The sequence below is a fragment of the Streptococcus rifensis genome (genome assembly GCF_053203525.1).
This window is the reverse complement of record NZ_JBRUCW010000003.1, coordinates 173049-198347: the sequence shown is the minus strand read 5'-3', so window position 1 is coordinate 198347 and position 25299 is coordinate 173049. Positions and strand designations below refer to the sequence as shown.

Genomic DNA, 25299 nt, shown 5'->3' with positions numbered 1-25299 from the left:
CTCTTGTTTTAATTCTGTTGAATAGTAGGTGTTATTACCTTTTTTAACCACTTCAATACCATACCTATCCATAAGTTTGACCATGTACTTGAGATTAGAAATCTGAATATGATACAGTTGGCTGAGTCGGGAATAAGATAACCCATCTTTTCGTAGCTCATAAATTTGTTGTTTATCCTCGTAACTTAATTTCATAAGAAAAGCACCCCATAGTTAGAATTTTGTGTCTAACTTTTGGGGTGCAGTTCAGGGAGAGCAGACTTTTTCCTGAGCCTAGAAATAAGAAAGCGAAGTCTGACTTTATGGTAACGACGGCTATGTTTAAAGCGCTTTCTTGTCTTCTTGAAGGTAGATTTTATTTTTAGACGCCAAAATCGTTTTGGCATCTGCCTTTTTAGGGTGAGGTCTTGGTGTCACTTTGCGCCAACCATGACGCTTCAACAGCGCATAGAACCCTTCTCGGGTTGTCTCTTTCCCGATTTTAGTTTGATAAGCCTCATGCATCTCTGCAATGGTGACAAATTGTCCTGAAGCACTACCAACAAACTGTTCTTTTAAGAACGCTTTTTCTTCTTCGTAGGTGAGATAAGAACGGTGACGGCCTCCTCGCCCATCATGGGTTAGAGCAGAGAGACCTTCTTGATTATATTTTTTCACCAACCGCCAAATGGTATCATGAGATAACCCGATTAAGTCAGAAATAGCTTTGTAAGTCAAGTTTTGGGAGCGTAAATAGACTGCTTGAATCCGTTTGTGATAGGAAGAGAGCTGTTTATCCTTGAGGGCTGATTTGAGTTCTGTGATTTGATCTTGTGTAAATGTCATATAAGTATTATATATCAGATTTTGATTTTTGTTAAGTATAAATTTAATTATATAATTAATAATGATTTATAATCTGAAAAAATTTGCCCATTTCATTATTGGACAAACATGGCATCGCCAAAGCTGAAAAAGCGGTATTGTTCCTCAACGGCATGTTTATAGGCATCTAGGATAAAGTCGCGTCCTGCAAAGGCTGCGACCAGCATGACCAAGGTTGATTTTGGCAGATGGAAATTGGTTGAAAAAGCATCAACAAGTTTAAACTCATAACCAGGTTTGATGAAAATATTGGTCCAACCGGAATCAGCTACAATGCGACCATCAAACTTCGTCCCGATGGTCTCCAGTGTACGGATCGATGTTGTCCCGACAGCAACAATTCGGCCACCAGCAGCTTTCACGTCACGCAGGGTTTGGGCTGCTTGCTCGCTTAAGCTGTAAAACTCAGAGTGCATATCATGATCATCGACATTGTCTACAGAAACAGGACGGAAGGTTCCAAGACCGACATGGAGCGTTAACTCGACCAATTTGACACCCTTGGCTTCAATTTTTGCCAGTAATTCTTCTGTAAAATGAAGGCCAGCAGTTGGTGCCGCGGCAGAGCCATTTTCTTTAGCATAAACAGTTTGGTACCGATCCTTGTCTTCCAACTTCTCATGGATATAAGGCGGTAAGGGCATTTCTCCTAGAGATTCTAACACCTCTAGAAAAATCCCGTCATAGTCAAAGTGAACAATCCGTCCACCGTGGTCTAGTTCCTCTGTAATGGTTGCGTTTAATCGCCCATCTCCAAAGGTAATCTTGGTACCTGTTTTGAGGCGTTTAGCAGGCTTGGCTAAGACTTCCCAATCATCTCCCTCAGTATTTTTAAGCAATAATAGTTCCACATGGCCACCGGTATCAGGTTTTTGACCATAGAGACGAGCAGGTAAAACACGGGTATTGTTCATGACTAAGGCATCCCCTGGATTGAGGTAATCGATAATATGATCAAAGTGCTGATCGACCATAGTTTGTTTGTCATGGTCTAGCACTAAGAGGCGCGAGCTGTCTCTTTTTAAAAGAGGGGTTTGGGCAATTAAGGCTTCCGGAAGTTCAAAATCAAAATCAGCTGTATTCATGATAGTCCTTATCAAATCAAGATTTGCGAGTCAAGCTCACAACGGTCTCTATTATATCATTTTCTATCTTATTCTGCTTGACAAAAATTGGTATATACCATATAATGAAATTAGCATTAAAACAGAAAAAGGAGTGCCTCATGAAAATTATTGAAGTTCGTAATCCAGTTGAAGGTGGTAAGATTGCCTTAGATATTGTCAGGGATAGTTTAAAAAATGGGGCTAGGGTTTTTGGCCTTGCGACGGGATCTACTCCCGTTGAGCTCTATAAGCAAGCAGTCGCTAGCGATATTGACTTTTCAGACGCAGTGGCGATTAATCTGGATGAGTATGTGGGTTTAGGGCCAGATGATGATCAGAGCTATCATTATTTTATGCAGAAACACCTTTTTGAGGCTAAGCCATTTAAGGAAACGTATGTTCCTGATGGAAAGGCCAAGAACTTAGATGAAGCAACAGAAGCCTATGAAGCCATCATCCAAGACAACCCGATTGACTTGCAGATTCTAGGGATTGGACGAAATGGCCATATAGGTTTTAATGAACCTGGGACGCCATTTGACCAACAGACGCACGTGGTTGATTTAGTACCATCAACCATTGAAGCCAATGCCCGTTTCTTTGAGAATCCAGAAGATGTTCCTCGCCAGGCTGTCTCTATGGGAATTGCAAGCATCATGAAGGCTAAGGCTATTGTCCTCATGGCTTATGGGTCTGAAAAGGCGGAAGCCATTGCAGGATTGTTGGAAGGACCAGTGACAGAAGACTTACCAGCTTCTATCTTGCAGCGTCACCCAGATGTGACTATTATTGCCGATGAGGCTGCCCTTAGCCTTTATAAAGGCTAACAGGAATGGAAACGCCAATTAATAAAAAGAAGTTAAAAAAATCGCTCTCCTTTAATCTAGGAGGAGCGATTTTTTTAGAGGTACTGGCGGGCGACTTCTAAATCACCGAGATAGCTGTCGTCTTTTTGACCGTTGATGATCTGATAAGCATCAGCCCCTTTGCCCGCAATGATAACCGCATCGTCTGAGTTAGCCGTGCGAGTCATAGCTGTTTGAATAGCACTTTCTCGGTCAACAATGGTATCATAAGGTCTTGTGAGGTAGCCTGCAATCTCCTCACAGATAAGGGCAGGGTCTTCGTAGTTGGGATCATCGGCTGATAAGATGACCTCAATGTCTGGCAAGCTATTGAGCAGGTCTCCAAAATCCTTGCGGCGACTTTGACCTTTGTTGCCCGGTGCACCGATGATAAGAATAATCTTCCCTTTTTGGTGGGTTTGAACAACATGAACCAGTTTTTCAAGACTGTCTTTGTTGTGGGCATAGTCGACAAAGACTTTGGCACCGTTGGCCTGTGTTAAGACTTCCATGCGACCGGGAACCTGCGTTTCGGCAATCCCTTTTTGAATATCGGAAGGAGTGGCACCAAGCCTTAAACAGGCCAGGCCAGCAGCTATGGCATTTTCCTGATTAAAGTGACCGATGAGTTGGATGTCGTATGTGCCTTCTAATTTACCACTGACCTCGAATAAAAAGGCCTTAGAGGTCAGGATTTGGTTGTCTGAAGTTCCCCCATAGAAGTCGTGGGGTTTGTCAGTAACCTGAGCTTTGACAAGGTCAAAATGGTCCATCTCGCTATTGACAATCACAGCTCTGCTATTGTCCATCAAAAGGCGCTTATGGTAAAAATAGTCCTCTAGACTAGGGTGCTCAATGGGCCCGATGTGGTCGGGGCTGATATTTAGAAAGACACCGACATCAAAGGTTAGCCCATAGACGCGTTTGACCAAGTAGGCTTGACTGGAGACTTCCATGATGAGGTGCGTCCGCCCATTATTGACGGCTTGGGCCATCATGGCAAAGAGATCAAGGCTTTCAGGAGTAGACAGTTGGGATTTAAAAAAGGTTTCGCCATCCAGTGTCGTATTCATGGTGGACAGGAGAGCAGGCTTGTGGCTTTGTTTAAGAATATGATAGGCAAAGTAGGCAGCTGTCGTTTTTCCCTTTGTTCCTGTAAAGGCAAGTAGTTTTAGCTTATCTTGTGGATAATCATAAAAAGTCATGGCTAAAAGACTCATGGCCTGCTTAATATCGTTGACTAAAATAGCAGGAATCCCAACTTCATAGTCTTTTTCAGCGACATAAAAGGCCAAACCTTGCGCGACAGCGCTCTCTAAAAATTCCCGCTTAAAAGTAGCTCCCTTTACAAAAAAGAGGGTATCAGCCTTAGCCTGACGACTATCGTAAGAAATACTTTCAAAGGTCACACCAGACCAGTCAAAATGATAACGACCATCCGTAATCACCTCACGGAAATTATGGTCATTTTTTAAAATGTGTAATACAGACTCAATTTTTAACATGACTCTATTGTAAAACTAAAGTCAAAGTTTTACAAGTCCCAAAGAAAAGTTTATAATAAGTAGGATACAAAGCCCGTTAAGAAAAGCGAAGAAAAATGAAAAAAGAGACGACGAGTCATAAAGCCTCTAGGAACTTTTTGAATTTTATCTAGCTTTTTAGGGCGTGTTCGACTACATAGGATACAAAGGGCGTTAAGAAAAGCGAAGAAAAATGGCGGTAAGTCAGAAATCTCTGATTTCGGAGAACGTAGACAAACCCTAGTTTTTCTGTCAACAGGACATTACAAAGTTCTAGCAAGGTTTTAAAGAGATGATCTTTTGCGAGCTAAGCGAGAAATTATCGAAACTTTCCGCTGTGATAAAAGTGCCTGAAACGCAATAGTTTCAGGCACTCGGAAGTTTGGAGACCTTAGGCTCAAAACTTAGGTTTGGAATCCCGAAGGGAGTCGCTACCGTCCGTTATCACCTAAGGAAAGTTTCAAAAGAGACTTTGTCTTCAATCTGAGAAATCTCTGATTTCGTTGACGCACCCCGGTCAGGACGGTTAGGCTTTTCGACGATAGCCATCGAGAAGGGCCAACAGATATTTTAAACTACTGGAGACTTGTTAATGGCTCTTAGGGCCTTAATCTCGTCATCATAAAAAAGGAAAAATCATGTCAAAACAAGCTATTTCACAGCAAGAGAAGATGGTTCAAGGAACCTTATGGCTGACGATGGGAAATTTTGCCAGTCGACTTTTAGGTGTTGTCTATATTATCCCTTGGTTTATGTTGATGGGGGAACATGGCAATCAAGCCAACGCCTTGTTCAATATGGGCTATAATATCTATGCTATTTTCTTGAATATTTCAACAGCAGGGATTAACGTGGCTGTTGCTAAACAGATTTCAAAGTACAATTCCATGGATCGACCTGAAATGAGCTACAAACTAGTTCGGACAGCCTTTCAATTTATGTTGGTGCTTGGTGCCATTGCGGCAGGAATTATGTATATAGGGGCACCGCTTTTTGCGGAAATCTCTGGGGTTAGGGATGATCTGGTGCCTGTCATGCGAAGTCTGTCTTGGGCAGTGCTAATCTTCCCATCGATGAGTATTATTCGAGGCGTTTTTCAAGGGTTTAACAACATGAAACCCTATGCTATCAGTCAGGTAGCTGAGCAGATTATTCGAGTAATCTGGATTTTGTTGGCCTCCTTCTTCATCATGAAGTTGGGATCAGGTGATTACGTTGAAGCAGTGATTCAATCAACCTTTGCGGCCTTTATCGGAATGATTGCCAGTGTCCTCGTATTGGCCTACTACCTTTGGAAAGCTGATTTAGTAGGTCCCATTTTCTTAGAAAAACCTGTTGGTGAGAAAATGGAAACCAAGGCGGTCTTGATTGAAACCGTTAAAGAAGCCATACCGTTTATCGTTACGGGTGCGGCCATTCAAATTTTCCAATTGATCGACCAATTCACCTTTATCAATGCTATGGAACTCTTTTCGCGTTACACCAATGAAGAATTGCAAGTTCTCTTTTCATACTTTGCTGCCAACCCTAACAAGGTTTATATGATTTTAATCTCTGTCGCTATCGCAATCGGAGGAGTTGGGATTCCTTTATTGACAGAGAATTTTGTCAAGAAAGATAAAAAAGCTTCTGCCCAGTTGATTGAAAACAGTTTAACCATGTTGATGGTCTTTCTGTTTCCAGCAGTTGTGGGGGCAACTATACTTGCAAAACCACTTTACACGGTGTTCTACAATGTTCCAGATACCATGGCCTTAAGTTTATTTATTGTCGCCATGCTTAGCACCTTTGTTTTAGGGTTTTACACAGTCCTTGCTCCCATGTTGCAGGCTCTCTTTGAAAACCGAAATGCAGTCAAATATTTCCTCTATGGAACACTTGCTAAATTAGTGGTTCAACTACCATTCATTTATCTTTTTGGAGCTTATGGTCCGCTATTATCGACAATTCTAGGACTAATGGTCCCAATTGTCATGATGTATCAAAGAACAAGGCGTATCACTGGCTTTAATCATCAATTGCTTCTCAATCGTGGACTATTGGTTCTGCTACAAACTCTGATCATGGGGGTTCTTGTACTGCTTGTAGAAATCGGGTTAAATGCTGTTTTTCCGGTCACCGATCGGTTTTCAAGTGTGGTTCACTTAGTTATCGGTGTTAGTGTTGGTGTGATTGCCTACGGCATCATGAGCTTAGTGACCAAATCAGCCGACTTCCTGATTGGAAAAACAAAAGCTAAGGTGTTGCGTCAAAAACTAAAGCTACCATAATATTGGAATGGCTACCGATTTATTTTGAAAAATAGAATAAGATATAAATCGGAGGTTGATATGACTTATAAAATAAGGGCATTAAAGCAGAGTGAAATAAAACTGCTGGATAGATTTCTATATGAGGCTATTTTTATCCCCGAAGGAGAACAAGCTCCATCAAAAGAGATTATAGAGCATCCCGATCTACAAATATATGTTTCGGATTTCGGGAAGAAAAATGATATCTGCTATGTTGATGAAGTTGAGGGAGAGGTAGTAGGAGCAGTATGGACCCGTATTATCAATGATTATGGTCATTTTGATGATGAAACGCCCTCCCTTTCGATTTCACTGCTCAAGGCGTATAGACATCTGGGAATTGGAACAAAACTGATGAAACAAATTCTTTTAACTTTGAAGGAGCAAGGCTATAAGCAAGTGTCATTATCGGTTCAAAAGGCAAACTATGCTGTATCAATGTATCAAAAAGTAGGTTTTAAAGTAGTTCGTGAAAATGAAGAAGACTATGTAATGGTTTGTAAACTCTAGTTTTTCACATGACGGTTTGTCTCAGTCAATATGATAAAATAAAGAAATCTTTTTCCTAAGCTTGAGGAGTGGAAGAACAACATTTTGTTGATAGAGACTAGTGAGGAAAAACCTGATCCAGACCTCTTTAGAAAAATGATTAATACTCTAAAAGAGTATGGTATTTTTGATGTCATTTCAGGTGTTTTAGTCGGGAAACCTCAAAATGAAACATATTATGAAGAATACAAGCAAATTTTATTAGAAGACATTTCTGATAACGATTTATCTACCGTTTATAACTTAAATATCGGTCATGCAACGCCTAGATGCGTTATACCATTTGGGGTGGATGCAGAAGTCAATATTTAAAAACAAGTTATTGTTTTCCATGATGAGATAGGAAAGAGGAAGCTCAGATATCAGAGCCTCCTCTTTTATACAGCTCAATTAGCTTATAGCCCCAATCTATAACTAGCTATCTTTAATAAAAATAAAGGGGGAAAGTGGCTGTATCCTAAATTCATGATAAAATAGAGAGTAGAAATTGGAGGATGAGACATGACCCATAAGATTGAGACGATTTTAGCCCAGACGGGAATTAATTCAGATGAAAAAACGGGAGCATTAGTGACTCCTGTTCATTTTTCCACGACCTATCAGCATCCGGAATTTGGCCAGTCAACCGGTTTTGATTACACCCGCACCAAGAACCCGACGCGTTCAACTTTGGAGAAGACCTTGGCTGCTATTGAGTATGCCGATTATGCCTTGGTGACAAGCTCTGGCATGTCAGCCATTGTTCTAGCCTTTAGCATCTTTCCAATCGGGACCAAGATTTTAGCGGTGCGTGATCTTTATGGGGGCTCTTTCAGATGGTTTAACCAGCAAGAAGCAGAAGGGCGTTTTCACTTTACCTATGTCAATACTGAGGAGGAATTACTGGCTGAAATTGCTACAAAAACCTACGATGTGGTCTACGTTGAAACACCGACCAACCCGCTCATGCTGGAATATGATATAGCTTCGATTGTTGCAGCAGCTCACAGTACAGCGGCTAAGGTCATTGTGGATAATACCTTTTATAGCCCAATTTATCAGACACCGGTTAAAGACGGTGCCGATGTCGTTCTTCATTCAGCAACCAAGTACCTTTCTGGGCACAATGATGTGTTAGCTGGTGCTGTGATGACTAGCGATCAAGAACTCTATGATCAGTATTTCTACAACCTTAACACGACAGGAGCAGTTTTATCGCCTTTTGATTCCTACCTTCTGATGAGAGGACTTAAAACATTAGCCTTGCGGATGGAACGGTCAACGAGCAATGCTCAAAAATTGGTTGCTTTTCTACAAAACCATGAGAAGGTTACAGATGTTTTATACCCAGGTAAGGGGGGAATGATCTCTGTTAAAGTTGTTGACGAGGAGAAAATTCCGACCATTCTTAACACCTTAAAACTCTTTACCTTTGCGGAGAGTTTAGGTGGCGTCGAGAGTCTAATCACTTATCCAACAACTCAGACCCATGCAGATATTCCAGCTGAGGTGCGGCACAGCTATGGTTTGATGGATGACTTATTGCGCTTGTCGATAGGTATTGAGGATGCAGATGATTTAATAGCTGATTTGAAACAAGCACTGGAGGCTTAACATGACTTATGATTTTACCAAGCGGCCAAATCGGCTGACCACTCATTCCGTTAAATGGAGAGAAGTGGAGAAAGACCAAAGGCTTCTGCCTCTTTGGATAGCAGATATGGATTTTTACATTGCGCCAGAAATCAAACAAGCTATGGCAGACTATGTCGCATCAGATGATTATGGCTATGCCTATGAAGCAGAAAGCCTCTACCAGTCCGTCGTTGATTGGGAGGCCAAGCACTATAGCAATACCGTAAAAGCTGACGAAATTCTCTTTGTATCAGGTGTCGTTCCGTCGCTGTCTATCGCTTTACAAGCTTTGACATCAGAAGGTGATGCCGTGCTGATTAACACGCCTTATTATGGACCAATTCCTCGAACCGTCCAACTGTTGAATCGTCAGTTAGTTAAAAATGAATTGGTTAATATTGAGGGGCGGTATCAGATTGATTTTCAGCAGTTGGAGCAAGATATTGTTACTCATGACATCAAAGTTTACGTTCTCTGCAACCCTCAAAACCCTAGTGGCCGTGTCTGGACGCGTGAGGAACTTCAAAAACTTGGCAACATCTGTCTCAAACACAATGTGCTCATCATTGTTAATGAAATTCATCGTGACTTAACGCTTTTTGGCAATCAACATATTAGTTTCAATACAGTCGATGATGCCTTTAAAGATATTTCCATTACGCTAGCCAGTGCAACTAAAACCTTTAACATAGCCGGGACCAAAAATAGCTACGCCTTGATTCCTAACCCATCGCTAAGGAAAAAATTCACCCAGCAACGTTTGGCCAATAACCAACATGAAGTTCCAACGATTGGTCTTGTGGCGACTGAGGCAGCCTTTACTCACGGAGAAGGTTGGTTAAATGCTCTCAAGCCTGTTTTAGAGCAAAATGTCACCTATGTCAAGGACCAACTAGAAAGCCAGACAGAGATTAAGGTCATGGTTCCAGAAGCAGGTTATCTCATCTGGCTAGACTTCTCTGCCTACAATCTCGATGACCAAGAACTCAAGGCTAAATACCGTGATGAAGCAGGCCTAATCTTGAGTGATGGGACAACTTTTGGGACTGCTGGGCGTCAATTTGTACGGTTTAATATCGCAGCACCTTTTGATGTCATTCAGGAAGCGTGCAGTCGGTTGATCAATGTGTTGGCTAAGGATGACTAGCTTTTTTAAAAGTGTCGATTGACACATGCCTTTTTAAGTCTTTTTTGGTATAATTTTAGAAGAATAGATTAAGGAGGCTATCATGGGAAAATTCCAAGTTATTTCTCATCCATTAATTCAGCATAAACTGTCCATCTTACGCCGGGTTGAAACGTCAACCAAGGATTTTCGTGACCTGGTCAATGAGATCGCCATGCTGATGGGATATGAAGTGTTGCGTGATCTTCCGGTGGAAGATGTCGAAATTGAAACACCGATTACAAAAACCGTCCAAAAACAAATTGCTGGTAAAAAATTAGCGATTGTGCCCATTTTAAGAGCAGGTATCGGGATGGTTGATGGTTTGTTGAGCTTAACGCCTGCCGCTAAAGTTGGCCATATCGGGATGTACCGTGATGAGGAAACCCTTCAACCAGTAGAGTACTTAGTTAAGTTACCGTTTGATATTGAACAACGCCAAATTTTCCTCGTGGATCCTATGTTGGCCACAGGTGGTTCAGCTGTATTAGCAGTGGATTCCCTTAAAAAACGTGGGGTAACCAATATTAAATTTGTCTGCTTGGTAGCAGCGCCAGAAGGCGTCAAAACCTTGCAAGATGCACATCCAGATGTTGATATTTATACAGCTGCCTTAGATGAAAAACTCAATGAGTATGGTTATATTGTCCCAGGTCTTGGAGATGCTGGCGATCGTCTCTTTGGAACAAAATAAGACAATCTCTTCTATCATTGCTTAATGGTCTTGAAGTCAGATTTCTTTTGTCGAAACTTACCATTTTGCTAAACAGTTCAGAATATCCATAAATAGTCTGGATAAGGTCAAGGTAACGATGTTATTAAGGCCTTGTCCTTTTTCTATTAATGTGAAGCTGTCTGGCAGATGTTTGCGAGATTGGGAAGGAAAATAAATGGATAGCTCTTTATGGATGCAGAAGAAGAACTGGATAGTCTGCCTCAGGCTTGTTATCTAAAACTGAGTTCTATTTGTGCTAAAAATTTGACCTTTATTGACCAAAAAGATATAATGGCAATATAACATTTTAAGTATTATCTTATGACTAAAAAGGAGAACGATATGATTCCAGTAGTTATTGAACAAACTAGCCGTGGCGAACGCTCTTATGATATATACTCTCGCCTTCTTAAAGACCGTATTATCATGTTAACAGGACCTGTTGAAGACAATATGGCAAACTCAGTGATTGCCCAATTGCTCTTCCTGGATGCTCAGGACAATACTAAAGATATCTATCTTTACATTAACTCACCTGGTGGCTCTGTTTCAGCTGGTCTTGCAATTGTCGATACCATGAATTTCATCAAATCTGATGTTCAAACCATCGTGATGGGTGTGGCTGCCTCTATGGGTACCATTATTGCCTCATCAGGTGCTAAGGGTAAACGGTTCATGCTGCCAAATGCAGAATATCTCATTCATCAACCAATGGGTGGAACAGCTGCAGGCACGCAACAAACAGATATGGCCATTGCAGCAGAGCGCTTGTTAAAAACCCGTAAACGACTTGAGAAAATCCTCTCTGAGAACTCAGGTAAGACAGTGAAACAAATCCATAAAGATGCAGAACGTGATTTCTGGATGGATGCTGAAGAAACCCTTGCTTATGGGTTTATCGATGCCATTATGGAAACATCTGATTTAAAATAAGGGGGTTACCTCATTAGTAGGCTGAGTCTAAGACTTGGCCTTTTTAGTATTCTTTTATTTAGCAAATAGTCTGGGTCACAGAAGCCGAAGGCAGCTCTTCACAGATGTTTTAAAGGGAGATTAGATAAAACGTTGCTATTATTTGGCAGTCACTTGGGCTATTTTTTGTTATAATAAAAGGAAAGGAGAAGAATATGTTTGAAAAAAGAGAACGAAAAAGCATCGTCGTTTACTTGAATTATTACCGCGATGTCAAAAAAATAAAACATGTGGGAGATGTTGCATATGTCTCTCGTCGAGGTCGTTATGCCGTCATCTATGTTGACCAAGACCAGGTAGAAATGTTAGTCCAACAACTTTCAGCCGAAAAATTCGTTAAGCGTGTTGTCCCATCTTATCTGAAAGACTTGAATCAAGACTTTGTAGGGAACCTTTGGCGGGACTCAGATTCTGTCGCAATAGCAGAAAATTAGAAAAACTTTTAAAATAAAAACGCTTTCTAGGACATTCATTATTGACAATTTTCTGACAATTGTGTATATTAGTTATACTTTGAAAAAAAGAAGTAATTGATAGGAGAACACAATGACATCAAAAAAATTAGCAATGACCCTTTTGACTTTTGCTAGCGCTGCATTTTTAGTAGCCTGTGGAGAGGTTGGAGGAAGCAATTCAACCTCTAATTCCGGTAGTTCTGAACAAACAGCCTCTAACGCTATCGGGGATACCATTAAAGTTGGTTACAACTTTGAACTAAGTGGCAACGTCGCTTCATACGGAAATACCGAAAAAAATGGTGCAGATCTTGCCGTAGAAGAGATTAATGCTGCTGGCGGTATTGATGGTAAAAAAGTAGAAGTTATTTCTAAAGACAATAAGTCAGAAACAGCAGAGTCAGCTACAGTGGCAACCAGTCTTGTGGCAGAAGGAGCTCATGTTATCATTGGTCCTGCAACATCTGGTGCATCTGCAGCCGCAACGGCCAATGTAACGCGTGGTGGTGTTCCGATGATTACACCATCCGGAACACAAGATAACCTTGTTTATGCAGCTGATGGAACAACAGTTAATGAGTTTTTCTTCCGAGCAACCTTTGTTGACAGTTTCCAAGGAGATTTGTTAGCAAGTTATGCAACAGATACCTTAAAAGCTGAAAAAGTTGTTCTTTACTATGATAACTCCAGTGATTATGCGAAAGGAATTGCAGATTCCTTTAAAGAAAACTATACAGGCGAAATCGTAGAAACCTTAACGTTTGCTTCTGGTGATAAAGACTATCAAGCAGCTTTAACGAAGATCAAGGACCTTGACTTTGATGCGATAATCATGCCAGGTTACTATGAAGAAACAGGAGCTATCGTTAAACAAGCTCGTGATTTGGGAATTGATGCTCCAATTGCTGGTCCTGATGGATTCGATAGCCCAGTATTCTTAGAAAAAGCTGGAACTGCTGCGACTGACGTACATTACTTGTCTGGTTTCTCTACTGAGGGTTCTGAAAAAGCTAAGAAATTCTATGACGCATATGTTGCAAAATATGGTGAAGAACCATCCATGTTCTCTGCCCTCGCTTATGACTCTGTCTACATGGCAGCAGAAGCAGCTCAAGGTGCATCAACTTCTGTTGACATTAAAGACAACCTAGCTAAATTAAGCGATTTTGAAGGTGTAACTGGTACCATGTCTGTGGATGAGAACCACAATGTGGTGAAATCTGCTTATGTCATCAGCTTTACAGATGGCAAAGTCTCTGGTGTTGAAGTCCTTGAGGCAAAATAGGGCGGTACCAGTTAGATAATCTCCTTGATAAATCAGTTCTTACTGAACTGATTTATCTTTGTTTTCTAAACGATAAAAAAGATGATAGAAAGTGCGGTGCCACTATGATTCAACAGCTTGTAAATGGCCTTATTTTAGGAAGTGTTTATGCTCTTCTGGCCTTAGGATACACCATGGTGTATGGAATTATCAAGCTTATTAACTTTGCTCATGGCGATATTTATATGATGGGGGCTTTTATGGGCTATTTTTTAATCAATAGCTTCCAGATGAACTTCTTTTTAGCCCTCATTCTGGCGATGGTTGGAGCAGCTGCTTTGGGTGTGACCATTGAATTTTTAGCCTATCGCCCCTTAAGGCAATCAACGCGAATTGCAGCTTTGATTACAGCGATTGGGGTCTCCTTTTTCCTTGAATACACCATGGTCTATTTTTTTGGAGCGAATACACGGGCCTTTCCTCAAGCTATCAAAACAGTCAGTTATGATTTAGGGCCTATCTCAGTGACAAATATACAGCTTATTATCTTGGGTGTTTCCCTGTTATTGATGGTGCTTTTGCAATTCATCGTAAAAAAAACCAAGATGGGGAAAGCTATGCGAGCTGTTTCTGTTGATAGTGATGCAGCGCAATTAATGGGAATTAATGTGAATCAGACCATTAGCTTTACCTTTGCCTTGGGCTCTGCCTTGGCAGGTGCAGCAGGTGTATTGATCGGTCTTTACTATAATTCTGTCGAACCCTTGATGGGGATGACACCAGGTCTTAAAGCCTTTGTTGCGGCGGTCCTTGGTGGTATTGGGATTATTCCTGGCGCTGCCTTGGGTGGTTTTGTCATCGGTATTTTGGAAACGATGGCTATCGCTTTTGGGCTGTCTGACTTCCGAGATGGGGTCGTTTACGCAGTACTCATTTTAATTTTACTGGTTCGCCCTGCAGGAATTTTGGGTAAAAATATAAAGGAGAAGGTCTAGTATGAAACAAAATTTAAAAGCTAACTTAACTTGGCTAGCATTAGTCGTAGGCCTTTATGTCTTACTATCGCTCCTGATTAACACTGGTGTTATTAATTTTTACTATGTTCAAATTTTACAGCAAATCGGCATAAACATTATTTTAGCTGCAGGACTCAACCTTATTGTAGGTTTTTCTGGCCAATTTTCACTAGGGCATGCAGGGTTTATGGCCATTGGTGCCTACACAACAGCCATCATTGGTAAACAGATGCCAACGTACGGTGGCTTTGTTTTGACAATCGTGATTGGCATGGTCATTGCTGGCCTTGTAGCGACCTTGGTTGGTATTCCAACGCTTAGACTCAAAGGGGACTATCTAGCCATTGCCACCCTTGGGGTTGCAGAAATTGTGCGTATTTTAATCATCAATGGTGGTAGTTTAACCAATGGAGCTGCTGGGATTATGGGGATTCCTCCCTTTACAAGTTGGGAATGGGTCTTTGGCTTAGCTGTGCTTTCAATTGTATTGATTATGAACTTTTTACGTAGTCCTATGGGACGGGCAACGATTGCTGTTCGCGAGGATGAAATAGCCGCCGAGTCTATGGGAGTTAGCACGACAAAAGTTAAGGTGGCAGCTTTTGTCATCGGCGCCATGACTGCAGCTGTTGCTGGTAGCCTTCAAGCAGGGTATATCGGAACCATTGTTCCCAAAGACTTTGCCTTTATGACGTCTGTCAATGTCTTAATTATCATCGTTTTAGGTGGTTTGGGTTCGATGACCGGTTCCATTATTGCGGCAGTCCTTTTAGGAATCATCAATGTTCTTTTACAAAGCGTCTCAGACATTCGGATGATTATCTATGCGTTAGCTCTGGTTCTCATTATGATTTTCCGACCTGGTGGACTCTTGGGAACCAAAGAATTGACCTTGTCCAGGCTGTTTCAAAAAAAGGAGGAAAAGTAGATGGCATTACTTGAGGTCAAAAATCTGACTAAGCACTTCGGCGGATTAACAGCAGTTGGTGATGTAACACTAGAACTCGAACGCGGGGAACTCGTTGGGCTTATCGGGCCAAACGGCGCTGGAAAGACAACCCTATTTAACCTCCTGACGGGTGTTTATGAACCTAGCGAAGGGACAGTGACCCTAGATGGGAAATTGCTGAATGGAAAAGCTCCTTATAAGATTGCAGCAGCGGGTCTAGGCCGCACCTTTCAGAATATTCGCCTCTTTAAGAACATGACTGTCTTAGAAAATGTCTTGGTAGGTTTAGGAAATCATCATTCGTCGCATGTCCCTGCCTCCTTCTTACGCTTACCAAAGTTTTACCAATCTGAGGCCAGCCTCAAAGAAAAGGCTTTAGAATTGTTAGCTATCTTTGATTTGGACAAAGAAGCGGACACGCTTGCGAAAAATCTTCCCTATGGGCGACAACGTCGGTTGGAAATTGTTCGTTCCTTGGCAACAGAACCAAAAATCTTGTTTTTAGATGAACCTGCTGCAGGGATGAATCCTCAAGAGACGGCTGAATTAACGGCCCTCATTCGACAACTGAAGGAGCAGTTTGATATAACCATTATGTTGATTGAACACGATATGAGTCTGGTCATGGAAGTGACGGAGCGTATCTATGTTCTTGAGTATGGCCGTTTGATTGCTCACGGAACGCCTGAAGACATTAAAACCAATAAACGCGTGATTGAAGCCTATCTGGGAGGTGAAGCCTAATGTCAATGTTAAAAGTAGATCAACTCTCGGTTCATTATGGCGTCATTCAGGCGGTTAAGGATGTCACCTTTGAAGTTAATGAAGGGGAAGTCGTTTCCTTAATTGGGGCTAATGGTGCCGGAAAAACGTCTATTCTAAGAACAATCTCTGGTCTTGTTCGTCCGTCTAACGGTAGTATCTCCTTTTTAGGGAATGAGATTCAAAAGGTACCTGCTCAAAAAATTGTTGCCTCAGGGATCTCTCATGTTCCTGAAGGTCGCCATGTGTTTTCAGGCTTAACAGTTCTAGAAAATTTGGAAATGGGAGCCTTTTTGAAAAAAGATCGGGACGAAAACCAAGCAAATCTAAAAAAAGTATTTGACCGTTTCCCACGCTTAGAGGAGCGAAAAAATCAGGATGCTGCGACCCTTTCTGGCGGTGAACAACAAATGTTAGCCATGGGACGAGCGCTCATGTCAACCCCTAAATTGTTGCTGTTGGATGAACCATCGATGGGATTGGCACCAATCTTTATTCAAGAAATCTTTGACATCATTCAAGATATTCAAAAACAGGGCACGACAGTCCTTCTGATTGAACAAAATGCCAATATGGCCTTGTCTATTTCGAATCGTGGTTACGTGCTTGAGACAGGCTCTATCGTCCTTTCAGGAACAGGTCAAGAGTTGCTCACGTCTGATGACGTTCGAAAAGCCTATCTTGGTGGTTAAGTCTAAACTCGCTTTGGCGGGTTTTTCTTTACGGTTTTTGCTTTAGTTTGTATACTAATTATAAGAGGGATTAAAAGCGTCTAAGAATGAGACAGTTACTGAAAGGTATGCTTTATTCCTGCCTTGCAACCTGTTCAACCTTGTTGGGTTAAGCTTTGTCCGTTTCGCAAACGAAAATTGGAATGACGGAGGAGGAGTTTGATGACTTCAGAAAAACAAGAACGTATTTGGCCCTCGCTTGTAAGAGATTACCTTATTTTTATTGCCATAATAATGTTACTAAATGCCGCTATCCAACTATCTAAGGGAGCAGAAGTATGAGAACGTAGACAAACCCTAGTTTTTCTGTCAACAGGACATTACAAAGTTCTAGCAAGGTTTTAAAGAGATGATCTTTTGCGAGCTAAGCGAGAAATTATCGAAACTTTCCGCTGTGATAAAAGTGCCTGAAACGCAATAGTTTCAGGCACTCGGAAGTTTGGAGACCTTAGGCTCAAAACTTAGGTTTGGAATCCCGAAGGGAGTCGCTACCGTCCTTTATCACCTAAGGAAAGTTTCAAAAGAGACTTTGTCTTCAATCTGGAAGTATTTGCCTTTTCAACCAATATTTTAGCGTTTGGTGTTTTTCTAGGGAGTTCATTGATCCGTTATCAACCTTCAAATGGGTGGCTTAAGGGTTGTTTACTACCTGTTCTTATTTTTATGGCAATAACGATTGCTTTAATCTTTTTATTTGGTGAGACGCTTTTTTATCTTCCCTGGGTCTGGGTTTTCCCTATAGCTTTCTTGATTGCTGGATTGGCAACAGCGATTCACTGTTATTTTGTTCGAAAATCCTTTAAACTGGAGTGGGACAATAAGCCAGGTCGTCATGAAAAATTATAGAATCTCCACTTTTTTCGCTAGAAAAAAGTGTTTTTTTGTGCTTATTTTGGTAAGATAGAGGTATTGCTTTTTAGGAGATAAGTGTGGATCAGAAGAAAAAAACGTTACAGGAACTAAGACGAGAACGAGCTAGGAAAAGAGATAAGCGAGTGTTACTGAGTTTATCTGTCTTTTTGATGCTCTTATTTATGGTCTATCTTGTGACAAACTCGCCACAGTTTCATCTTCCTAAATTTTCCTTTAGTTGGCCAAAATGGTCATTAACATCTTCACCTCAAAAGGAAGAGCAACCTGAGGTTGAGGGGAAATTTTCAAAAGGGCAACAGATGCTCATCAGTCCGGCAGCCATTGAGGAAGACCCTTCCCTAGCGCCTTATCAAAATCGATTGGCGAGGGTGGAATCTCTAGAGCAGATAGAAGAAGGTGACAAACAAAATATTGTTTACACCCTGAACTTTGGGCGTGATGAAAAAGTCTCAGGCATTGCTGAGGACTTTCTCGCTGAAGAAGCAACTGGTTTTGCCTTAGGGCAGGAAGTGGAACTGTTAGACAGAGTTGGATCAGCTAGAGTTGAAACGATTACCAAAACGGATGATTACGAAACCTACTCGGTGACTCTTGAAGATGGACAGACAGTGGATTCTCTTAGTTTTCATCAGTTAGCCTATGTTTATGATATTCCGCTTGATGCGACAGCCCTGCCTCGCGACAACAATCAATTGATTCAAGAGGCAATGGATTTAACCAGCCAGTATAGCTTTGTTGTGGTTCGATTTCCAAAGGGCCAGTACCGCATTGGATCCGCGACTCCAGAGTCAGAATACCTCTTACTACGGTCAAATGTTGAACTGCGGGGGCAGGAAACTGAATTAATCGTTGAAGGCTCTGCCCGTTGGTTTGGGTTAGCTACTGGCGTGACTGGCTATGACGGGGTCTCGCATTTTCTAATGAATGGGCTGACCTTTAAAGCCAGTGACTTGGTTAATGGCAATCAATTGTTGATCATGACTAATCATGGCTATGGTTGGCAAATTGAGAACAATCAGTTTTCCATGGTCCATAAAATGTCCAGCCATATTTTTGACTTAGGGGGCTTACAAGACTCTGTTTTTAATGGCAATCGTTTTGAAGGGTATGCGCCTGAACTGACACAGGTGACTGAGATTGGTGATCGTGACCTCCATAATTTTTATGCTGAGGCCATTCAACTGGATACTTCTCACAATATTTCTCCTTGGGATGGTGGCATGATGCGAGCGATTGATCCCAACTATGACTGGACGACTAGTCAACCCGTGATGTCAAACAATATTACAATTAGTCATAATGCCTTTTTACCCTACTATAATCCTCAAGGACAATTGGTCGCCTATGGAGCAACGGTTGGTCAACATTCGTCTTATGTTGGCATGACTAGTATTTTCGGAAACACTTTTGAAAATACTCTGGCGACACGCTACAAGGACCAAACGAGTGACCAATGGGTTCTTGAACCAGTTCATTTACAGTCCAATGCACCAGTTGACATAAGAGATAATAACTACCAGTAGATCAAAATGGGCTAAGCCATAGAAAGAGGTTGTGATGGATTACCAAAAGTTAATAGATAAACTGTCTACTTTTATAGCTCATCAAGGAGAAAAGTATGTTTCTCCCGCTAAAGCGGGGCCGCATGCTGCTGAAATGGAAGGCTTAAAAAGTCAAGGGCAACAAGCTAGAAATGCTTTTACAGCATTAGCGCAGGCTCTTGAAAAAAGGGTTCCAGGCTTTAACCGTCAAACAACCAGCCAATGGATGAACCAGGCGCAAATCCTGCGGCCACACTTTTGGGCCTATTTTATTGAGGAGACAAGGAGCTCTCAAGAGCCAGCCATAGCTTTAAGGGTCATACAGGATACGAAAAGTCTCGGTGTCTCGCTGGAGGTAAGCGTCATTGAGCGCTCCTTAGCAGAAGATACTCTTTCAAGATTAAATCGAGTTCTCGACTTGCCATGTCAAGATGGTCTTTACTATTTTGCACAAGAAAACGGGACGAGTCGTAGAGTGGAGATGACAGAAGATAACCGTCAAGCTCTCATTGAATCTGTCGAAAAAGGTTGTGTCCGTAAAGTCCAGGTCAAATACGATCTACCAGATTTAAGTCAGTTTTCCTCTATTGAAGAGTTAGATAATGAATTAATAAAAGGATGGGAGAGGATACAGCCATACTATCGGGTAACTCAATAATCTCACAAGAGGCTCTATTTATGACATATTTTGTGATACTTAAAAAGAGTAAAAGAGGGGCTGGGACTTCAATCAGTGTGTTGTGAAAACTTTTAATGAAAACTAGCGAAACGCTTCCAAAAGTGCTATAATGAAAATAGAAATTCAAAGGAGGCGTCTATGGCAGTTAAAGATTTTATGACCAAAAAGGTTATCTACGTTAGCCCTGAAACAACAGTTGCATCTGCAGCAGACTTGATGAGAGAACATGGGATTCACCGCTTACCCGTCATTGAAAATGACAAGTTGGTTGGACTGGTAACAGAAGGAACCATTGCTGAAGCAAGTCCATCCAAAGCGACCAGCCTTTCTATCTATGAAATGAATTACCTGCTGAATAAAACCAAGGTCGGGCAGATCATGATAAATGACGTTATTACGGTCTCTAAGTTGGCCAGTCTAGAGGACGCTGTCGCTCTCATGCTGACGCACAGCATTGGTGTTCTACCAGTCGTTGACCATGATATGATTAGTGGCATTATTACGGATAAGGATGTCTTTAAGGCCTTCTTAGAAGTCTCTGGTTACGGTGAGGATGGTGTCCGTGTACGCTTGATTGCTGATAATGGAATCGGTGTTTTGGAAAAAATTATTCATCTGATTTCAGAAGAGAACCTTAATATTTCACATACTGTTAATATTCCACGAAAAGATGGCAAAGTCATTATTGAAGTTCAAATAGATGGTGAATTTGATATAGACCAACTGAAAGCGAAATTCACTCAAAATGGGTTTGAAGTAGATGGGATTGTCAGAACCTCATCCAAGCAGTAGTGGTTTTTCTCCTTGGATGACTACACTATACTGTTTAGTGAAAATTAAACATGGACAAGACGACACAGTTGCAGATAGAACTGAAATTATCAATTAAACGAAAACAAGGTCTCAGTTTGGTTTTCGAAAAGTCATACAAAAGCGAGCCCCAATGGAGGGGCTCGTTTTTAATATTCAATTATTTTTTACGGTAAATTCGCTTATGATTTTCAATTCTTTGGAGAGCAAACCGGCTATCATCATGTCGTAGTTCAGGGCTATTACCCTGATCGTCAAGAGGAATGGTCTCAAAGAAAATGGCTTCATAGTCAGTGATAGAAAGGATTTGGCGCTTGGCCAGCTCTTCTAAACGATTTGGGTTGAGATGATCGCGGTAACCATCAACGAGACGTGCTGAGAAAAGCTCACAAACAGCACCTGAGCCATAGCTATATAGGAGAATCTCATCACCTGCAGTTAAGCCTTTGCTTTGTTCTAATAGGGATAGCAAGGAGAGGAAGAGCGACCCTGTATAGATATTGCCAACCACTTGGTTGTAGCGTATGGCTTCTATGAAGCGTTCCTCATGTTTTTTTGATGGATTGAGAGATTGCAACCCCTTCAGACCTTGTTTAGCAAATGGAATATGGAGACAAACAGCAGCAAAATCATCTAGGGTTTTACCATTTTGTTGACGATATTGTGTAAATGTAGTCTGTAGACAGTCCGTGTATTGCTCTGTTGAAAATCGTCCATCAACCTCTGGGTAGGGACAATAGTTTGGTCTCCAAAAATCCATGACGTCTCTGGTTTGGTACACATTGTCCCAATTGAGCTCAAGAATACTTGGGTTGGCTGAGATAAGCATAGCGACTGCACCAGCCCCTTGCGTAGATTCGCCACCAGATAGGAGTCCATACTTAGCAATATCGCTAGCGATAACCAACACCTTTGACTCTGGACGATTAGCAATATGATTTCGAGCGAATTCTAATCCTGCAGCAGCAGAATAACAGGCTTCTTTGAGCTCAATCGCGCGAGCGTATGGTTGAATACCCAAGAGACCATGGATGTAGACAGCGGCAGCCTTGGATTGGTCAATACCGGTTTCTGTTCCAACAATAACCATGTCAATGGCAGCCTTGTCCTCTTCCGTTAAAATTTGAGCAGCGGCCTCAGCAGCAAGGGTCACGATATCCTGGGTGACTGGAGCAATAGCCATTGCTTTTTGCATGAGACCAATAGTGTATTTACCAGGGTCTGTATTGCGAGCTTTTGCCAAATCTTTTAAATCTAAAATATAGTTTGGTAAGGCGAGACCAATTTTGTCGATACCTATTTTTATCATTTTTATAACCTCATTTTTAAAGAAGCGAGACACCATACTTATGCTTTGTTCGATTCCGATATATCTGACGAAATCAAGGAGTCCACTCTATTTTGGAGTTCATGGATAAGAGAAGCTATTATGCTGTCACTAATTGACCAAGATCAACGAAGTCTTCATTAACATTGCCTTATCTCTATTAGGAGAAACACCTCATTCCCCTTGGACAGCCAAAGTCTAGGGGGCAAAAGATTTTATGACATTATCACAATCAAAATAAACCAATCTGCTAATTCGATACTTTTTAGGCTAGAGTTATGGACTTTATAAGCTTAAAAGTAGTATTAATGTCAAGAAGTGGTTTTAGGACAAGCTAGAGAGTGATATATAGATTGGGCAGGAAATAAATACTGTCTAGGATCACTTTACCAGCGACCACTTGTTCAAAGTGGATAATAGTAGAACGCGTAGGTTCTACGATGCCTAATTTTTATAATCAACTTGAGCGTTTTTCATAACTATACTCACTTGAAAAGGAAGTTAATACAGAACTTACACTAGACCAAAAATGGTTTAGGGACAGGGACAATCAACTAGTTGCTGACTATCTAGCTAGTTGATTATACCATTTTTTCGTTAAATATTTAAGTGGAAGTATTTTATGTTAGAAAATCAGACTCGAGTCCTAGTTGAAAACTTTTTTGAAAAATAATAGCTTTTTGAGATGTTTTTTTGTAAAATAGAAGGGTAAACATAGTTTTCACAAAAGTAAAAAGGAGAACCCTTAAACATGGTAAAATTAGTTTTTGCTCGCCACGGTGAGTCAGAATGGAACAAAGCAAATCTCTTCACTGGTTGGGCAGATGTGGACTTGTCTGAAAAAGGAACACAACAGGCGATTGATGCTGGTAAATTAATTAAAGAAGCAGGAATCGAATTTGATGTAGCGTTCACTTCAGTTTTGAAACGTGCGATCAAAACAACTAACTTGGCTCTTGAAGCAGCCGATCAGCTTTGGGTACCAACTGAAAAATCTTGGCGCTTGAACGAACGTCATTACGGTGGCTTAACTGGTAAAAACAAGGCTGAAGCAGCTGAGCAATTCGGTGATGAGCAAGTACACATCTGGCGTCGTTCTTATGATGTTTTGCCTCCAGAAATGGCAAAAGATGACGAGCACTCAGCACACACTGACCGTCGTTATGCCTTGCTTGATGACTCAGTTATTCCCGATGCAGAAAACTTGAAAGTAACGCTTGAACGTGCCCTTCCATATTGGGAAGACAAGATTGCGCCAGCCCTTAAAGAAGGTAAAAATGTCTTTGTTGGTGCCCATGGTAACTCTATCCGTGCTCTTGTTAAACACATCAAAGGCTTGTCTGATGATGAAATCATGGATGTTGAAATTCCAAACTTCCCACCACTTGTATTTGAATTTGATGAAAACTTGAAAGTAACGGCAGAATACTACCTCGGTGGTGAATAATAAACGCTAAAAAACTCGGAAATCTCCGAGTTTTTTTGTGCTTATTGAACGGGGTTTCTGCATGTTGATACGATGCTGATTCCCGCCAGAGATCCTGAACGATTAGGATTGTTAGCAGTCTTTATTGACCCAGGCTGAGATTGACCCTCCGTTGACAGGAAACATTCCCCAACCCTCTTCATCAATGATCACTTCGAAGTCATGGTTCCCAGTGTAGTCGACAAAAACTTTCCCTGCGTTTAAGCTACCGACATGCATGCGTTTTTCATTGATGTCTCCATTACTGATAATAACGGCAACACCATCAGGGTGCTCATCGTTACCTAAACGAGTCCATCCAATACAATTGGCGTCATCTAGATAGTCTATCTGCTCTCCATAAGCATGATTCTGACGGATATAAAGTAACTTATCAATGATGTCTTGGAAACTTGGCTGTCCAAATTCCCCCTCAATCCCATAATAGTCACCGTAAAAGACACAAGGTAGACCTTGTTCACGCAATAGAATAGCGCCATAAGCAATCGGTTTAAACCAGTCTTCGATAGCTGATTCTAAGGCCTGACCGCGTTGTGTGTCGTGGTTTTCCACAAAGGTAACCGCAGACGTTGGAATATGCTCGACCAGTGTTCCTTGGAATAAATTTCTTAAGTCATAATAGCCACCAGCCAGTCCAGCTTGGTAAAAGTTCATGTGCAAGCCCACATCGACCAAATCAAAGGTAAATTCGGTTTCATTAAGGTAACTATCTTTGGCATCAAAGTCACTGTTCCAGTACTCCCCAAAAACATAGAAAGCCTCCCCATAGTGTTCCTGGGCGTGTTGCATCAAATCCTTCATGACGTTTTGATCGATATGTTTGATGGCATCTAGTCGAAATCCTGCTACACCAGTGGTTTCAACAAACCAATCCATCCAGTCGTGTGTGTGGGCTAACACATCTGGATGATTGTAATCGATGTCTGTAAACATGAGGTAGTCATAATTGCCATTTTCATTGTCTACCGTATCATCATCTGCCCAGCCTTTATTATCCCCTAGAATCATATAGACGCCAGTTTCCTGATTTCTCGCATCAAAATCAGTGCCAGAAAAATGGTACCAATGCCACTTGAAATCACTGTAGGTATCACCCCGACCGGGAAACTTAAAATGCGTCCAAGCCTCAATTTCAAACGGCTCTGAAATGGGTGTTTGACGGTCATTCGGGTCCATGCGTAAGACCTTGAAAGTTTCAAGAGCATCCCCATTAGCTTTGTGGTTGAGGACGACATCAGCGATCGGAGCAATACCAACGTTTTTTAGGGCCTGAATCGCGTCTAGATACTCATCTTTTGTCCCGTATTTGGTGGCCACAGTTCCTTTTTGGTCAAATTCTCCTAAGTCAAAAAGGTCATAGACACCGTAACCCACGTCATCTTTGCCTGTTCCCTTAAAAGCAGGTGGCATCCAGACTTTGGTAATACCCATATCGGCTAGGTGTTGGCTATCTTCTTTCAAATGGTTCCAGTGGTTTTGGTCGCTTGGCAGATACCATTCAAAGTATTGCATAATGGTTTGATTTCTCATAGGAGTACCTCTTTCAATTAATAGTACCTATTATAGCAATATTTTTAGCATTTTTGTCAAACTAACCTTTTATGAAATAGGAAAACCAATGGTGAAACTATGTTTAAAATAGAAAAGCTGATTAGTTTTGGGCAATCATTCGTAGATTTGTTAAGGTAAAAAGCATAGCCTATCAAAGTAAGCTATTCATTCATTAAATGCTTATTTTTTAGTCTGCCTTTTTTCTAAAAAT

Annotated in this window: 22 protein-coding genes and 2 pseudogenes; 18 read left to right on the top strand and 6 right to left on the bottom strand. The window is 41.3% G+C overall.

The genetic code is table 11. The annotated features are described in order from the left end of the window. The 3 genes and pseudogenes from ACVRYP_RS03165 to queA all read right to left on the bottom strand — a co-directional run. Window positions 1-195: pseudogene (locus ACVRYP_RS03165) on the bottom strand (IS3 family transposase); the annotation flags it as partial. Between the two features lie 126 nt (window positions 196-321). Beyond that, on the bottom strand, window positions 322-825 hold the full coding sequence (locus ACVRYP_RS03160) for a helix-turn-helix domain-containing protein (protein ID WP_447467324.1): 504 nt from the start codon (window positions 823-825) through the stop codon (window positions 322-324). Window positions 826-920: 95 nt separating this feature from the next. After that, a complete protein-coding gene (gene queA, locus ACVRYP_RS03155; protein WP_447467323.1) occupies window positions 921-1949 on the bottom strand; it encodes a tRNA preQ1(34) S-adenosylmethionine ribosyltransferase-isomerase QueA in 1029 nt (342 codons plus the stop codon). Between the two features lie 140 nt (window positions 1950-2089). On the opposite strand from queA, the gene ACVRYP_RS03150 reads away from it, so the two are divergent. Next, window positions 2090-2797 carry a glucosamine-6-phosphate deaminase gene (locus ACVRYP_RS03150; protein ID WP_447467322.1) on the top strand — a complete coding sequence of 236 codons (708 nt, stop codon included), beginning with the start codon at window positions 2090-2092 and terminating at the stop codon, window positions 2795-2797. A 74-nt stretch (window positions 2798-2871) separates the two neighbouring features. Here the strand turns inward: ACVRYP_RS03150 and ACVRYP_RS03145 are convergent, their stop codons facing one another. Further along, complete coding sequence (locus tag ACVRYP_RS03145; RefSeq protein WP_447467320.1) at window positions 2872-4320, bottom strand: UDP-N-acetylmuramoyl-L-alanyl-D-glutamate--L-lysine ligase; 1449 nt, start codon at window positions 4318-4320, stop codon at window positions 2872-2874. A 656-nt stretch (window positions 4321-4976) separates the two neighbouring features. Here ACVRYP_RS03145 and ACVRYP_RS03140 point away from each other — a divergent pair. The 16 genes and pseudogenes from ACVRYP_RS03140 to ACVRYP_RS03065 all read left to right on the top strand — a co-directional run bounded on the left by ACVRYP_RS03140 (window position 4977) and on the right by ACVRYP_RS03065 (window position 20706). Next, window positions 4977-6608 carry a putative polysaccharide biosynthesis protein gene (locus tag ACVRYP_RS03140; protein ID WP_447467318.1) on the top strand — a complete coding sequence of 544 codons (1632 nt, stop codon included), beginning with the start codon at window positions 4977-4979 and terminating at the stop codon, window positions 6606-6608. A 60-nt stretch (window positions 6609-6668) separates the two neighbouring features. After that, on the top strand, window positions 6669-7139 hold the full coding sequence (locus ACVRYP_RS03135; RefSeq protein WP_447467317.1) for a GNAT family N-acetyltransferase: 471 nt from the start codon (window positions 6669-6671) through the stop codon (window positions 7137-7139). A gap of 45 nt (window positions 7140-7184) precedes the next feature. Continuing rightward, window positions 7185-7490 (top strand): annotated as a pseudogene (locus ACVRYP_RS03130) (LD-carboxypeptidase); the annotation flags it as partial. A 189-nt stretch (window positions 7491-7679) separates the two neighbouring features. Then, window positions 7680-8771 (top strand): cystathionine gamma-synthase, encoded by a 1092-nt coding sequence (locus tag ACVRYP_RS03125; RefSeq protein WP_447467316.1) that lies wholly within the window; start codon window positions 7680-7682, stop codon window positions 8769-8771. Window position 8772: 1 nt separating this feature from the next. Then, window positions 8773-9939, top strand: coding sequence for a MalY/PatB family protein (locus ACVRYP_RS03120; RefSeq protein WP_447467315.1), 1167 nt, complete (start codon window positions 8773-8775; stop codon window positions 9937-9939). 82 nt (window positions 9940-10021) lie between these two features. Beyond that, window positions 10022-10651, top strand: a complete 630-nt coding sequence (upp, locus tag ACVRYP_RS03115) for a uracil phosphoribosyltransferase (protein ID WP_447467314.1) — start codon at window positions 10022-10024, stop codon at window positions 10649-10651. A gap of 342 nt (window positions 10652-10993) precedes the next feature. Continuing rightward, window positions 10994-11605 carry an ATP-dependent Clp protease proteolytic subunit gene (locus ACVRYP_RS03110; RefSeq protein WP_447467313.1) on the top strand — a complete coding sequence of 204 codons (612 nt, stop codon included), beginning with the start codon at window positions 10994-10996 and terminating at the stop codon, window positions 11603-11605. A gap of 194 nt (window positions 11606-11799) precedes the next feature. Beyond that, complete coding sequence (locus ACVRYP_RS03105) at window positions 11800-12078, top strand: DUF2129 domain-containing protein (protein ID WP_447467312.1); 279 nt, start codon at window positions 11800-11802, stop codon at window positions 12076-12078. A gap of 112 nt (window positions 12079-12190) precedes the next feature. Next, window positions 12191-13384: an ABC transporter substrate-binding protein gene (locus ACVRYP_RS03100; RefSeq protein WP_447467311.1), complete on the top strand. Its 1194-nt coding sequence runs from the start codon at window positions 12191-12193 to the stop codon at window positions 13382-13384. 104 nt (window positions 13385-13488) lie between these two features. Next, complete coding sequence (locus tag ACVRYP_RS03095; protein ID WP_447467310.1) at window positions 13489-14358, top strand: branched-chain amino acid ABC transporter permease; 870 nt, start codon at window positions 13489-13491, stop codon at window positions 14356-14358. 1 nt (window position 14359) lies between these two features. After that, on the top strand, window positions 14360-15307 hold the full coding sequence (locus ACVRYP_RS03090; RefSeq protein WP_447467309.1) for a branched-chain amino acid ABC transporter permease: 948 nt from the start codon (window positions 14360-14362) through the stop codon (window positions 15305-15307). Further along, window positions 15308-16072, top strand: coding sequence for an ABC transporter ATP-binding protein (locus ACVRYP_RS03085; RefSeq protein ID WP_447467308.1), 765 nt, complete (start codon window positions 15308-15310; stop codon window positions 16070-16072). Beyond that, entirely contained in the window at window positions 16072-16782 is a 711-nt protein-coding gene (locus ACVRYP_RS03080) for an ABC transporter ATP-binding protein (protein ID WP_447467307.1), read from the top strand. The genes ACVRYP_RS03085 and ACVRYP_RS03080 overlap by 1 nt, the downstream gene beginning before the upstream one ends. A gap of 968 nt (window positions 16783-17750) precedes the next feature. Continuing rightward, window positions 17751-19217: a hypothetical protein gene (locus ACVRYP_RS03075; RefSeq protein ID WP_447467306.1), complete on the top strand. Its 1467-nt coding sequence runs from the start codon at window positions 17751-17753 to the stop codon at window positions 19215-19217. A 34-nt stretch (window positions 19218-19251) separates the two neighbouring features. After that, complete coding sequence (locus tag ACVRYP_RS03070) at window positions 19252-19893, top strand: HI_0552 family protein (RefSeq protein ID WP_447467305.1); 642 nt, start codon at window positions 19252-19254, stop codon at window positions 19891-19893. Between the two features lie 159 nt (window positions 19894-20052). Then, complete coding sequence (locus tag ACVRYP_RS03065; RefSeq protein ID WP_447467304.1) at window positions 20053-20706, top strand: CBS domain-containing protein; 654 nt, start codon at window positions 20053-20055, stop codon at window positions 20704-20706. Between the two features lie 178 nt (window positions 20707-20884). Here the strand turns inward: ACVRYP_RS03065 and ACVRYP_RS03060 are convergent, their stop codons facing one another. Beyond that, entirely contained in the window at window positions 20885-22030 is a 1146-nt protein-coding gene (locus ACVRYP_RS03060; protein WP_447467329.1) for a hydroxymethylglutaryl-CoA synthase, read from the bottom strand. Window positions 22031-22802: 772 nt separating this feature from the next. On the opposite strand from ACVRYP_RS03060, the gene ACVRYP_RS03055 reads away from it, so the two are divergent. Next, window positions 22803-23498, top strand: coding sequence for a phosphoglycerate mutase (locus ACVRYP_RS03055; protein ID WP_447467303.1), 696 nt, complete (start codon window positions 22803-22805; stop codon window positions 23496-23498). Window positions 23499-23609: 111 nt separating this feature from the next. Here the strand turns inward: ACVRYP_RS03055 and ACVRYP_RS03050 are convergent, their stop codons facing one another. Next, window positions 23610-25067, bottom strand: coding sequence for an alpha-amylase (locus ACVRYP_RS03050; RefSeq protein ID WP_447467302.1), 1458 nt, complete (start codon window positions 25065-25067; stop codon window positions 23610-23612). Window positions 25068-25299: the final 232 nt, after the last annotated feature.